Raw genomic sequence first — 12695 nt, 5'->3', positions numbered from 1 at the left:
GCTGCTCAGCCTGGCCAATTCGCTGCTCAGCCTGGCTAATTAGCGGTCGAGATCCGTCAGCGCGGCCGACTCGGTATCGTTTTCGACCGGTTCGAGTTCGCCAGCCACTCCGCCCTGTTCGAGTTCACCGCGCGGCGCTGCGCCGGCATCCGGCATCGGCACTTCTAGTGCCACTGCGATGCGTTCGGCCACATCCGCCGGGTTCGCAAACAGTTCAAATGCGTGCACCCGCAGGTAGTACCAGCCGAGGCGTTTGAGCAACTCGGGACGCAGCCGCAGCTGTTCGCGCAGGGTTTGCGAGGCCGCCGGGCCCCGCACATCCAGATCAATCGCGATCGCGCGACTGCCATAGCTGGCCGCCAGCGGGATGCGACCGCGATAGTCGAACTCCACGCGCATCCCAAAACTTGCCAGGCGACGCCCCAGATCGACCAGCATTGGAGCGTCCTCGGGGCTCACCTGCCGCCCCTGACCGGGCCGCTCGGTGCGTTCCTCCAGCTCGGTGAGAATCTCTGCCAGGCCGATCGTGCCCGCATTCATCCGGGCCAGATCAAACTCGGCCGGACGCACGCAGGTGACGATCACCAGCGAACGGCGGGCGCGGGTCATCGCCACCGCCAACGAGCGTTCGCCGTCGGCGCCCGCAAGCACGCCAAATTCTGAAAGCACTCGACCGTGCGGGGTCTTGCCGTAGCCGAGCGAAAAAATCACCCGGTCACGCGCCAGGGCCGCAGCACCTTCGATCGTGGTCACCAAAAAGGGTTCGTTGCGTGGGCCCGTGAAAAAATCAACGACCTGCTGTCGGTGCGTGAGCGACGACCACACGGCCTGCTCAACTCGCTGCGCGTGCACGGCCGATGCCGTGACCACCATGAGCGACTCGCGCGGGCGGTGGATGGCGTGGTCGAGCACGAGTTCAACCACGCGCGTCACCTCGGCATCGGTTGCTTCAACCGCTCCCGATTCATCGTCGGGAAGCCCGGTGCCGCCCTCCACATACGAATAGGTCAGCGATGAGTGGCCCAAGAAGGCCCCAGCCCACGGCATCGTGTCAAGCCTGCCGCCATAGAATCGCGCGTTCACCAGGTCGACGAGGTCTTCGCCGCCGGTGCGATACGAGCGGGTGAGCGCCATCTTTGGTACGAACGCCGCCAGCCGAGCGAAGATTGAATCATTCGCGCGTTCGGCCACAACCTCAGCCGAAACATCCGCTGCCTGCCGCTGCTGATGCGGGGTCTGCACCGCAATCGAGAACGGTGCCGGCACCTGCGTTACCGGGTCGCCAAAAGCCACCACCTGCGAACTACGACGGATCGCACCGACAGTTTCGGCAGTCGACATATCCCCCGCATCCACAAGCAGCAGGGTGTCGAATCGGATGCGATCGTCGATACGCGGCACCTCGTACGGGTTCGCGATCCACACCTGAGCGATCGACCGCGACAGTCGCGGTGATTGCTCTACCAACGCCTGCGAATTAACACCCGGGCGGCGCAGCAGCTCGCGCAGCGCGTCTGCTTCGTCGGCGTAGTCGACCAGCCCCACCTTCCAGGCCTGCGAGAGCTGCCAAGCAAGCTGCTGCGCGCTGGATGCGGTGTGTGCCTCATCCACCACGCGGAAGTCGTTCTCGAGGCGGGTAAGCACTCGAGTGTTGGCATTCAACAGCGCCTTGTGTTCTTGCAGCTGGAATTCGAGCACCGATTGCCACCACGATTGCTCGAGCTCGTGTTCGACCAGCTCTTCGCCCACGCGGCGTTCGAGTAGGTCGTCGAGCAACTCGCCGAGCCCCTGCATCCGCAGCCGCTCGGTGAGTTGTAGCCGCTCAACAGCATTGTCGAGCACCTCAGAACCCGCCGCGAGTGCTTCAAGCCGCGGCTGCAGTTCGTCGATGGGGCACTCCGCCAGTAGCGGGATGCCCGAATCGCCCAGCAGATCATCAAGCGGGCGCAGCTGTTTGGCAATCGTGCGGTACTGTTCGCGCACCGGTTCGATTCCCACGGGCACGTTCGGCAGGGCGCCGTCTACCACGTGGCGGTGCCACAGGATGCGCTGCCGATGCACGAACTTCAGTGCCTCGTGCAAATCGTTCACGGTTACGCCGGGCCGCACGAGCTCACGGGCGGCGACCCGCAGTTCGCGGCGGCGGGATGCCGGCATCGAATTACCGTCACGGCGCGCGCCCGTTGCTTCGATGAGGTCGGGCAGATTGGCGTCGAACACTTCGGCGCTGAACCGGTCGAGGGTTTCGCGAATATCTGCCAGCAGGCGCAGGTAGAGGCCGAGCTCTGCCAGTGACTGGGGTGGGGCCAGATTGGTTTGTCCGACGATGCCGCGACCGGCATTGAGCAGCTCGGTGACCCTGCCGTCTGCGAGTTCGCGGGCGGTTTGGTGCATTTCACCGACTTCTTCGGTGGTCGAAAACACCACGCCATACCAGGGTGAGTCGTCGGGGCCGAACCTGAACGCCCCGAGCTGACTGAGTTCGCGCAGCAGCTCGGCGATTTGTGCGCGGCGCTCGGGCTCGCGTAAATCAACCAGCACGTCGCGGCGCAGCCGGGCCGTGGTTGAGGGTGGGGTGTCAAGCAGTTCGAGGCTACTGAGCCGTTCGAGCACGTCGAAGGGCGCCACCCCAAAATCGGGCGAGGGCTCGTTGAGGGCGGCGCGATAGTCGGTGAGCACGTGGCGCAAGCGCACCAGGGCATCATCAAGATCGCTCGTGTTGGGCCGCTCGGCGCGCTCGTCACGCGAGATGGCTGCCACGGTATCGCGGCGCAGGGTGCGTGGCGTTACGGCCAGCCCCGGCAGCCCGGCGCGGCGCAAGCGGGCGCGGATTTCGCGCACTGATGCGGCGCGCGGGGTGACGATCAGCACCTGCCGATCGCGGTCAACGAGCTGTCCCACGGCGTTCACCACGGTTTGGGTGAGGCCGGTGCCGGGAAGCGTTTCAACCACGAGGTTTGAGCCGCCCAGGATGGCATCAACCACGCGCTCCTGCTCGGTATCGGCGTCGAGCAGCAGCCGGTCGGCGGCGGGGTCGCGCAAATCGGGGTCGACGCTCGTTTCGACGCGCAGGTCGCCACCCAGTCGTATCTGCGCCTGTTCGTCACCGGCGAGTGCTTCGAGCATCGGGTGGTCAAGTTCGGTGGCGTCGGCAACCAACTGTTCGGCAACATCCCCGAAGGTCGACAGGAACGCGCGCGCATCCACATAAAAATCGGGCAGGGGTGCACCACGCTCACGAACCAGCTCAAATACCGCTTCGGGAAGCAGACTGCCGCTATCACCGACGGCATCATTGAGTTCGGATGCGCGCAGCGTCACGCCATCGTCGTAGAGCGCACGCAGCAGTGCCACATTTGGATGGGTGCGGCCGCGCAGTCGCAACTCGTAGTCACGACCCAATCGTTGCAGTGTCGCGGCGCGCAGCAGCACGGGACTGCGCATCTGACCGGTTTCGCTGGTCCATGACGCCAGACCGATGGAGAGCTGTACACAGCTCAGCCCGCGGGCCGACTCGAGTTCGGCACCCTTGCGAGCAACATGATCGGCCGCATCCAGTGCGTTACGGAAGGCGAGCGGCTCTCGCAACAGGCTGGTGAGCATGACCGGGCGGCCGGCAAGCAGGGTTGCCACGCCCGATGGGTGGGCGGTGGTCAAATCGATATAGGTGCCTCGCTCGCTACGAAAACGCGTGAGCGTGCTGATGCCGCCGGTTTTCGCAAGTTCGGCAAGCCAGCGTTCTTTCACCTCTTCAAACTCGGCGGAGCTGAGCGCCACAGGATCATCGGGATGCTCGGGCACCTCTACCCGGGCTGTGTGCTGATTCGCGGCTACCTGATTCGCCGCTTCCTGATTCGGCTGAGCGGCATCCTCGTCAGCTAGCGTCTGGTCTGGCGCAGTTTCATCGCCTTCGGTCGCTTCGTCAGCGGCGATTTCGTCGTCGCTCGCCGTGCCAGCTTCGTCGCTGTCTGTCGGAGGCGCGAATGCCGAGTCATCCTCGCGGGTGGCGCGAGCGGCAATTGCGCGGTCAACCCACTCCCCCGGATGCTCGCCGATTTCAACACCGTCAACCAGGTCGCGGTCTGCGCTATCGCGATCAAGGTCCAGCTCTTCAGTGGGCTGGGCACGCGACTCATCGACTGCCTCACGCTGCGCGTGTTCAGTCGACTGTCGCTTACGGAATAGACCCCACACGTAGCCCAACATATTGCAGATCCACCGCGCCCATGGTCAGCCTGTCGGGAGTTTCACGTATCTGCTAGGAATTCTCAGCTGGTTTGGCACGGTACGATAGCTCAGACTGCCCCCGTAGCTCAGTGGATAGAGCATCCCTCTCCTAAAGGGTGCGCGCAGGTTCGATTCCTGTCGGGGGCACCGCTGTGTTTGCATCCGGCATCCCAGTCACCGAGGCTGGGCAGGCATACTGGATGCATGGCTCAACAGACCGAAGCAAGCGTCATCGTCCCCGTCGACATCGAAACCGCATTTGCACTGGCACACACACTGGGTGATGATCGCACCGCGTGGGATACGCAGGTGGAGCGCCGCATGCTCATCCGTGATCATCGACGGGTGCAGCGCGGCGCGCAGGTGTTTGAGCGCGTCGATAATCGCCGCCGCGTCATCGTCGAGTACGACTCGTGGTTCCCACCGCAACAGTCGAGCACCCGACTGCTGAAGGGCCCGTTCTGGCTCGCTGAATACGGTGAGGGCTGGCATTTCAGCACGGCAGAAGCTGGCACGCGGGTCACGCTCAAGCTCACCTGGCGACACAACGCACCACTTTTTGCTGAGGCTGCTGCCCGCACCCTCAAGCAGGCGTTCACGGCCGAGGTCCAGCAGCGCCTGGCAGATCTACTCGCCGCATGCGAGGACGCTTCGTTCGTTGAGCGGGTGCGAACACGGGATGCCGCCGGCGAGCTACCACCGAATGCCCGCCACCGCGACCAGACTCACCGCTCGGGTACACCGTAAACCCTGAAAGCCACCGCTATAGCGGTGTACCCGAGCGGTAGCGGTGTACCCGAGCGGCTGCAGTGCACCCGAGGTGCCGCTGGCTGCATCCATCGAATCGCCCAGCGGCGACGCCTCGCAGCAAATCAGGCTGCCGACAGATATTCCGCCCACTCAGCAGCGGCCTCATCCACATCACGGATATGCCAGCGGCGCGCTGCCGGAGCGCTCGGTTCCCAGCGCAGCTTCCAACCAACTTCTGCGGGTGTGCGGTCGCCCTTAATGTTGTTGCACTCGAGGCAGCAGGCCACCAGGTTTTCCCAGCTGTCACGGCCACCTCGCGAACGCGGCATAACGTGATCGACAGTGTTCGCGAATTTGCCGCAGTAGGCGCAGCGGTGGTCGTCACGGCGCAGCACTCCGCGGCGCGAGACGGGTGTGCGCCGCACCATCGGCATCTTCACATAGCGGCGCAGCAGAATCACCCGAGGTCGCGCGAACTCGGCATTTACCGAGCACAGGGGATTCTCACAATCGGCTTCCAGCACCGAGGCTTTCCCGCCCAGCACCAGGATGAGGGCACGGCGGTCAGATACCACCGACAGCGGTTCATATCCGGCGTTAAGAACGAGCGTTCGCATTCGGGCGGTTCCTTCCGTTCAGCCACGTGGTTTCGTAGCGGACTGCGGTAGAGGTGTGATTGCTGCGGAAACGCAAAACGGCACCGCCGATTTGGCGATGCCGTGCACTCGCGACGCAGACACTTTCGTGCCGATGCGGGTGAGTAGCGTCCGATATTGAAAATATCCGATGGCGTTCAAACCCCGAGCAGCGTCCACTCGGGCACCGCGAAGCATCCCTGGCGGGGATGCAGCATTGCGGATACACGGGAACTCCTCGGATGTTGCGGAATCAATCTTTGGTGATATTACCGCGCGATTGGCGTCGCGCGGTGATTAGCGGAAGCAAAACGCCCAGCCGTCACGCAACGTTCATCTCGCTGTTGCTTGAGGGCTGGGCGCCGAGGGCGTGAATTCACGCCTCAAAGTGGCTAGTGAAGCCGGATGATCAGGTCGAACTCGTATGGCGATCCCATCTGCGAAGTGACGACGGTGTCGTCTGCGTCACCGTTCCAACCACCGTGCAGCGCGGTGTTGTCACCAAGGTAGATGGCAACGTGGTAGCCGTACGAGATCATGATGTCACCGGGCTGTGCCTGGTCGGGCGACACCGGCGAACCGAACTGGGTGAACGATTCGACACCCATGTCGTAGCCGCCCTGGTCGCGGCGGGTGGTGAGCCCGATCTCGGCGAGAGCGTTCTGCACCGCGTCGGTGCAGTCCTGCGTGATGCCGACCTGGTTGTAGGCGGCGGCAGCAAGCGCGGCACTGTGGCTACCGGCCGGAACGGTTCGCTGCTGCGGCGCGGGTGCTGCAGCTGCGTCTGCTGAAGTCTCTTCATAAGCAGCCGTGTCGACGTCCGCTGACTCGACCGGCACCGTGACGACCGCCTCGGCCGCTTCGGCGTTCGATGCGAGCGCGTCGGCACTGATCGCCGTAACCGAGGTATTCTCGGCGGTGATCTTGACCGGAGCGGCAGCAGCCGCGGTTACGGCGTCAGCCTTCACTACCTGCTCGGGCAGCTGCGATCCGCCACCGTTAACGACTGCGGCCAGGCTGGCGAGGTGCTTATCGGCAATGTCGTGTCCGTCAGCGGTCGCACCCAGCGACCCCATGCCGACCGTTGCAGCGGCAGCCACCGAGGCTGCAGCCGCGAAACCACCGATGGTACGGCGACGACGCTGAGCTACGAGCACAGCGGGAACGGTTGCGCGCACGGTCAGCGAACGCTCGCTGTCAGCGGCCGCTGCAACCTCAGCCTTGGGGGCCGGTTCGTCGCTCACGGCGGCGATGAGTTCGGTGGGCAGAACCGAAACCAGTGCAGCGACATCGTTGCGCTTGATTTCACCGGTGTCGTGGCGGAATGCCTCTCCCTCAGCCTTAACCGGCTTTACCGACTGGCCAGCGATCGGCCGAATGCCGGTACGACGTTCGATCTCGCGAGCCTGACGGCGCGTGAGCGGTGCATCGGTGATAGAAGTGACGTTGTCCAATTCGACCTCCCGCCGCTCACTCATATGAGTGTCCCCGCCCGCCAGTTGTCTGGTTGGGCTCAGTCGAGGGGCAGGGATGCGGCGCCTCGACGTGCGTTGAACACTTGGTGTGTTCGTCGACAGATAGAGACACTAACGAAAGATCACGGAAATGTCACGCCCTTATGACGGAAATCTCACGAATTGATAACGCCGCTGGCTACGTAAATGTGCTTGGCAGTATCGATGGGCACCTGAATTGCCCGGTCAGTACCGGAAACCGAAACCTCGATCAATCCGTTATCGAGTTTCCTTGCAATTACCTGAGAGTCGGGCCGGATGCCCGCCTCAACAAGCACCTCGAGATCGGCGCTGCTTGCCTGCACCGGCTCACCAATCCGCCGAATTTGCAGCACAGTCTCTCCGTCAAGGGGCGTCTGATCGAGCGAAACCACGCCAGATAAAAACGACTCGGAAGCGGACACGTCGAATTCTTCAAGCCCCGGAATTGGGGTGCCATAGGGAGACTCCTGCGGGCGACCAAGCAGCTCATAAATACGCCGCTCGGCCTCGTCGCTCATCACATGCTCCCAGCGGCAGGCCTCGTCATGCACCATCGACATATCGAGCCCGATCACATTGGCCAGGAGCCCCTCAGCAATGCGGTGCTTGCGCAGCACCCGCACGGCAATCGTTCGCCCCTCATCGGTGAGCTCCAGCCGGCGGTCACTCGCCACACGCACGAGCCCGTCACGCTCCATCCGCGCGATAGTTTGCGACACTGTCGGGCCGGAATGTCCGAGTCGTTCAGAGATTCGGGCGCGCAGCGGCACGATCCCCTCTTCTTCAAGGTCAAGGATGGTGCGCAGATACATCTCTGTTGTGTCCACGAGTTGTGCCACGCCCATACCTCCTTTACAAGCATCCCGCCGCTGCGATGGTGATATTACGCTGCGGCCGTGACGACAGCGCTCCTCGCTGTAGCCTACCCGCCGTGCGCCGAGAGACCGGTAATGAGCCTAGGCTGGATGCATGCAGATTCCCGCACACCTCCTCCCCCGCGACGGCCGATTCGGTTCGGGTCCGTCATTGATTCGTCAGCAACAGCTTGATGAGTTGCTCGACCGCGGACGTCACGTTCTGGGCACCTCCCATCGCCAGTCGCCGGTGAAACAACTCGTGGCTCAGTTGCGCCAGCAGCTCGCCAGACTGTTCCAGCTACCCGACGGCTACGAGGTGCTGCTGTCAAACGGTGGCTCGACAGCATTCTGGGATGCGGCTGCTTTCGGCCTGATTCGCGAACGCGCCCAGACCGCCGTCTTCGGGGAGTTCGGGGGCAAATTCGCAAAAGCGGCTGCGGCTCCGTGGCTGAGCGCGCCGGATGTACGCGAGGCGGCACCGGGCTCGGTTGCATTTTTAGAGGCAGCCGCGGACATCGACCTGTACGCAACCCCGCAGAACGAAACTTCGACCGGCGCGATTGTGCCGGTGCGTCGCGTGGCCGACGAGGATGCGTTGACCATGATCGATGCCACTAGCAGCGCCGGCGGTGTCGAAGTTGATCTGCGCGAGTGCGATGTTTACTACTTTGCACCGCAAAAAAATTTCGGCGCCGACGGTGGCCTGTGGGTGGCGATTGTTTCGCCAAAAGCACTTGATCGCATCGAAGAGATTGCCACGAGCGACCGCTACATTCCCGAGTTCCTGCGACTCGACACGGTGGTCACGAACTCGCGCAAAGAACAGACCTACAACACACCGGCCATCGCGACGATTTCACTGCTTGAGTCGCAGGTTCGGTGGATGAATGAGTTCGGCGGGCTCTCGGCGCTTGCTGCGCGCACCCGCGAATCGTCGCACCTGCTGTACGACTGGGCGGAGCGCACCGACTGGGTCACGCCTTTTGTTGCTGACCCGGCCCACCGCTCACCGGTTGTTGTCACGCTTGACCTAGCAGACGGTGTGGATGGAAAACAGCTGAGCTCGATACTGCGTGAGAACGGGGTGGTCGATATCGATCCCTACCGCAAGCTCGGCCGAAACCAGCTTCGCATTGGCACTTTCGCAGCCGTTGAACCGGATGATGTGCGGGCGCTGATTGACTGCCTCGAGTATGTGGTCGAGCGGCTGTAGCACCGACAACGCGACCCCGTGCAATGAACCCCAGAACGGAGTTTTTGCACGGGGTCATTTAATGGGCGCTACTCGTTGTCATCCGACTCAAAGTTGATGCCATCGAGCTGCTGATCACGCTCTTCGGCGAATTCGCGAATATCGTCGGCAACGGGGAGTTCGTCGTCTTCAGCGCTGGCAGCTGTAGATTTATCTTCGCCTGTCGCAGCACCGTTCGTGGTGCGGTCACGACGCAACCGACGCCGCGTGCGGGTGCGGCTCGAGGTGCGAGTGCGAGTGGGAGCTGGTTCGCTCTCATCCTTCGCCGTTTCGATAGTGTTGCCGTGCGAATCGTGTGTGGCGTTGAACTCGGCCAGCCGTTCTGCCCAGGGAATCCACTTCGGTGCCACCAAAGAGTCGGGGCCGGGCACGAGTTCACACTCGAGCACGGACGGTGCCGCTGTGTCGTTCGCTGCATCCACCACCTTGCAGAGCGTGACGTTCCAGCGCCAATCGTGGTAGCCGTCGCCGAGGCTGGCGAAACAGAGCGAATACACGCCCTCGCCCTCGTCCACAGCGCCAATCAGTTCACCGACTAGCTCAGCATCGGTAACTTCGGCCAGCGCCGTTTCGGCAAGCTGCACCGATTCGAGCAGCTGACCGGCCACATCCAGTTCACTGACGGATATGAACTTGCCCACACCCGGGCTGCTGAACGGCACCGGCGCCACTTCGCTTTCGCCCACGGTCCGATACCCGACAGGGTTGGGCAGTTCATTGAGATGGTATTCGTTCACGTCGATCGTCGAGTCACTGTTCGAGTGGTCGTCGGCCGGCTGGCTTTTGTGCTGGCTCTTGTTCTCGGCCGCGTCAGTTTCGGGTTGCAGTTCTGAATCAGGCATCAAGCTCATCCGCCACTCGACGCAGCATGGCGGCAATCTTGCGCCCCTGCTGGTGGTTTGGATAGTGACCGTGACGCAGCTGACCGCCGACGCGGTCGAGCAGTTTCACGAGGTCTTCAACAATGATCGCCATGTCATCGGCGGGTTTGCGGTGCATCTTGGTTACTGACGGCGGCGTTTCGAGCAACCGCACCGATAGCGCCTGCGCTCCGCGGCGGCCATCGGCAATCCCGTATTCGAGGCGGGTACCGCTGCGCAGCGAGGTCACGTGTGGCGGCAGCGCTGTTGCGTGCAGATACACTTCCTGCCCGTCATCGTCTTGGATGAAACCAAAGCCTTTGACTTCGTCATAAAATTTCACGCGTCCGGTCGGCATATTTTCTCCTTCGCCGCTTCCCGCGGCGGTGATCTGGGTGTTGAATTCGCACTTGCCCGATTGGCCACCGCATCGACTCGCATACGCATCAGCCACTGGCAATTACGCGCGTAGCATTCGACGCGCATTACGGCTCAAGTCTAGCCGCCGCCACCGACACTGTTCTGGTCGACTAGGCTGGTGTAGTGGCCAATTCCCAATCTCCACTAAAAGCGTCTCTCACCGAGAGGACCCTCGCGATCAGCGCGGTAACGCTCGCGGCTGTCGCGTTTATGTGTCTGGTCGTGGTGTTTGCAGCCCCGATGTTCGGCGTTGAGTTCGGAACTCCGCCGGCCTGGTACTGGGATGTGCTGCTCGCGGTTGGCTACTACGGCATTCCGATTGCATTCGTGCTGGTTGTCGTGGTCATTGTTCTCCGCACTATCGCCAACCGGAGGGCCAACCGCGAAGCATGATCCCCGCCAAAATGCCCGATTCACTCCACATTGTTGCCGGCCTCCGGCAACTTGATGAGGCCGGGTATGTGCGGGTTTTTCAGGCACGAAAAGTCAGCCCCCGAGGCATTAATACGCTGCTCGACCTCTCGGAAGCCCTCGCCGCACCCGAACAGATCCGAGCATCCCTCACCCGGCTCGACTGGCCCACGCTCAGGGGCATACGTAGAGGCGACACTGCGGCACTCAAAAAGGTTGCCGCCCATCAATTCACGCGCCCCGACACGAATCCGCCTGTGCTGCTTGATTCGGTGGCCGAGCCGCTCGCGCAGCTGCTGCCGAACGTCCCCGACTTCACCGAGTTTGTCGCTGCCGATGCCCGCAGCGGCTCCGAGGCAGCCCGGCTCATCGCCACAACCGCTGCCGACGCGATTGAACAGCTCGACCTGGCGCCGCGCACGGTTCGTCGCGGCCGTGGTGGCATCCGCATGAGCGGAGTCGAAGTGCGTCGCATCGCAGCCGACCTTGACCTCGACCCGGCCGTGGTCGGCTCGCTCTACCGCTGGCTCTTTATTGGCGGACTCATCGCTCCCCTCGACGACATCTGGCTTCCCACCGCTACCGGTCGCGATTTTGCCGAGCTGCCGGTCATCACCCGCTGGCAGACGCTCGCAGCGGCCTGGATGCGGGGGTTGACCAGCAGCGCACTGGCTGAACTCTGCCTGGTAGCCGCTATCCCCGACCCGTGCGTGCCATTCGACGATTACGTCGACGCCACGTCGACCACCTCAGCAATTCAACTTCCCGGCGATTTAGCAGCCCGGGCCCGGTCAGCCGCAGCGCTCGGCATCATCCACATCGATCCGGCAGTTGATCTTGAAGCACCCCTGGATGGCGTGGCACAACTCACCCGTGCCGGGGCGCTTTTACTCAATGACGACATCGCAGCCGCCGCGCAAACCCTTGCGTCCGAGTTTCCTGCCGAGGTGGATCGCGTCTATCTGCAACCCGACCGCACCGTAATCGCACCGGGGCCGCTCAAGCCAGACGTTGAGGTGCAGCTGCGTCAGGTGGCTGATCTCACGCATCGTGCCATCGCCAGCGAATATCAGATCACCGAGCAATCACTCACCCGAGCACGACAGGCCGGGATGACGGCCAACCAAATTTTGGCGCTGCTAAAAAACATCTCACTCACCGGCGTGCCACAGCCTGTGGCCTATCTCATTGGCGATCTCGCCGAACGTTACGGACAGGTGCGGGTGCGCGACCACGGCGGCGGCACCATCGTGCGCGCACTCACCGATGAGCTGGCCGATCAATTACTGGTGGATGCGTCGCTGCGACCGCTGCGCCTGCAGCCCGGTTCCGTTGGGCTCACCAGCGCGGTATCGCCCCCGGCGGTACTCACCACGCTGCGCGAATCCCGCTATCCGGCAATTCTCGAAAATCCGGATGGCAGCCCCGCCGAATCTGCCGGGCAGCTCACCGCCGAACCGTTTGTTGCCGAGGTGCCCCCCAGCATCCAGTCAACCGCCGAAACCCTCGCGGAGCTTGCCGCCCGCAGCCGCGAAAACGATGACCAGGAGTCATGGCTGCGCCGCCGACTCGAGCTGGCTCGACGCGACCGCCAAGCGCTCGAGGTGACTATCGATCTTGGCGGCGGCAAGTCACGCACACTGCTGTTGATGCCGATTTCGGTAACGCCACAGCGGCTGCGAGCGCTCGATGTGGATGCTGATGTGGAGCGTACGCTGCCGCTACGAGCCATCACCGAGCTCAGCGATGAGTAACCACCGCCACTGATACGAACTAGACTCGTCCCT

Annotated in this window: 10 protein-coding genes and 1 tRNA gene; 5 read left to right on the top strand and 6 right to left on the bottom strand. The window is 63.0% G+C overall.

Translation table 11 applies throughout. The features are described 5' to 3' along the window. Window positions 1-39 precede the first annotated feature (39 nt). Window positions 40-4206: an AAA family ATPase gene (locus PV375_RS05895; RefSeq protein WP_332106542.1), complete on the bottom strand. Its 4167-nt coding sequence runs from the start codon at window positions 4204-4206 to the stop codon at window positions 40-42. Window positions 4207-4302: 96 nt separating this feature from the next. Between PV375_RS05895 and PV375_RS05890 the strand changes: the two genes are divergently transcribed. Next, window positions 4303-4374 (top strand) — tRNA-Arg (locus PV375_RS05890). Between the two features lie 57 nt (window positions 4375-4431). Continuing rightward, window positions 4432-4974, top strand: a complete 543-nt coding sequence (locus PV375_RS05885) for an SRPBCC family protein (RefSeq protein ID WP_332106541.1) — start codon at window positions 4432-4434, stop codon at window positions 4972-4974. A 125-nt stretch (window positions 4975-5099) separates the two neighbouring features. Here PV375_RS05885 and PV375_RS05880 read toward each other — a convergent pair whose 3' ends face one another. The 3 genes from PV375_RS05880 to PV375_RS05870 all read right to left on the bottom strand — a co-directional run bounded on the left by PV375_RS05880 (window position 5100) and on the right by PV375_RS05870 (window position 7947). After that, entirely contained in the window at window positions 5100-5594 is a 495-nt protein-coding gene (locus PV375_RS05880; protein WP_332106540.1) for an HNH endonuclease, read from the bottom strand. Between the two features lie 410 nt (window positions 5595-6004). Beyond that, window positions 6005-7090, bottom strand: coding sequence for an NlpC/P60 family protein (locus PV375_RS05875; protein ID WP_332106539.1), 1086 nt, complete (start codon window positions 7088-7090; stop codon window positions 6005-6007). 152 nt (window positions 7091-7242) lie between these two features. After that, window positions 7243-7947, bottom strand: coding sequence for a metal-dependent transcriptional regulator (locus PV375_RS05870; protein ID WP_332106538.1), 705 nt, complete (start codon window positions 7945-7947; stop codon window positions 7243-7245). Between the two features lie 130 nt (window positions 7948-8077). Here PV375_RS05870 and serC point away from each other — a divergent pair, with 130 nt between their 5' ends. Further along, window positions 8078-9178: a phosphoserine transaminase gene (serC, locus tag PV375_RS05865; RefSeq protein ID WP_332106537.1), complete on the top strand. Its 1101-nt coding sequence runs from the start codon at window positions 8078-8080 to the stop codon at window positions 9176-9178. A 68-nt stretch (window positions 9179-9246) separates the two neighbouring features. Here the strand turns inward: serC and PV375_RS05860 are convergent, their stop codons facing one another. Both PV375_RS05860 and PV375_RS05855 read right to left on the bottom strand, forming a co-directional pair. Next, entirely contained in the window at window positions 9247-10059 is an 813-nt protein-coding gene (locus PV375_RS05860; RefSeq protein ID WP_332106536.1) for a DUF3027 domain-containing protein, read from the bottom strand. Then, complete coding sequence (locus tag PV375_RS05855; protein ID WP_201518174.1) at window positions 10052-10435, bottom strand: cold-shock protein; 384 nt, start codon at window positions 10433-10435, stop codon at window positions 10052-10054. The genes PV375_RS05860 and PV375_RS05855 overlap by 8 nt, the downstream gene beginning before the upstream one ends. 185 nt (window positions 10436-10620) lie before the next feature. Here PV375_RS05855 and PV375_RS05850 point away from each other — a divergent pair, with 185 nt between their 5' ends. Together PV375_RS05850 and PV375_RS05845 are read left to right on the top strand one after the other, a co-directional pair. Beyond that, window positions 10621-10890, top strand: a complete 270-nt coding sequence (locus PV375_RS05850; RefSeq protein WP_332106535.1) for a hypothetical protein — start codon at window positions 10621-10623, stop codon at window positions 10888-10890. Window positions 10891-10901: 11 nt separating this feature from the next. After that, entirely contained in the window at window positions 10902-12662 is a 1761-nt protein-coding gene (locus tag PV375_RS05845) for a helicase-associated domain-containing protein (protein ID WP_332106534.1), read from the top strand. Window positions 12663-12695 lie beyond the last annotated feature (33 nt).

Source organism: Gulosibacter sp. GYB002 (assembly GCF_036577665.1).
Lineage (GTDB): Bacteria > Actinomycetota > Actinomycetes > Actinomycetales > Microbacteriaceae > Gulosibacter > Gulosibacter hominis.
The sequence above is the reverse complement of the archived record's forward strand: the minus strand, read 5'-3'. Positions and strand labels throughout refer to the sequence as shown.

What these genes read in the sequence shown, in the direction of transcription:
- PV375_RS05895 (WP_332106542.1), bottom strand. Translation starts at nt 4,206, where the DNA reads ATGTTGGGCTACGTGTGGGGTCTATTCCGTAAGCGACAGTCGACTGAA.
- PV375_RS05885 (WP_332106541.1), top strand. Translation starts at nt 4,432, where the DNA reads ATGGCTCAACAGACCGAAGCAAGCGTCATCGTCCCCGTCGACATCGAA.
- PV375_RS05880 (WP_332106540.1), bottom strand. Translation starts at nt 5,594, where the DNA reads ATGCGAACGCTCGTTCTTAACGCCGGATATGAACCGCTGTCGGTGGTA.
- PV375_RS05875 (WP_332106539.1), bottom strand. Translation starts at nt 7,090, where the DNA reads ATGAGTGAGCGGCGGGAGGTCGAATTGGACAACGTCACTTCTATCACC.
- serC (WP_332106537.1), top strand. Translation starts at nt 8,078, where the DNA reads ATGCAGATTCCCGCACACCTCCTCCCCCGCGACGGCCGATTCGGTTCG.
- PV375_RS05860 (WP_332106536.1), bottom strand. Translation starts at nt 10,059, where the DNA reads ATGCCTGATTCAGAACTGCAACCCGAAACTGACGCGGCCGAGAACAAG.
- PV375_RS05855 (WP_201518174.1), bottom strand. Translation starts at nt 10,435, where the DNA reads ATGCCGACCGGACGCGTGAAATTTTATGACGAAGTCAAAGGCTTTGGT.
- PV375_RS05845 (WP_332106534.1), top strand. Translation starts at nt 10,902, where the DNA reads ATGCCCGATTCACTCCACATTGTTGCCGGCCTCCGGCAACTTGATGAG.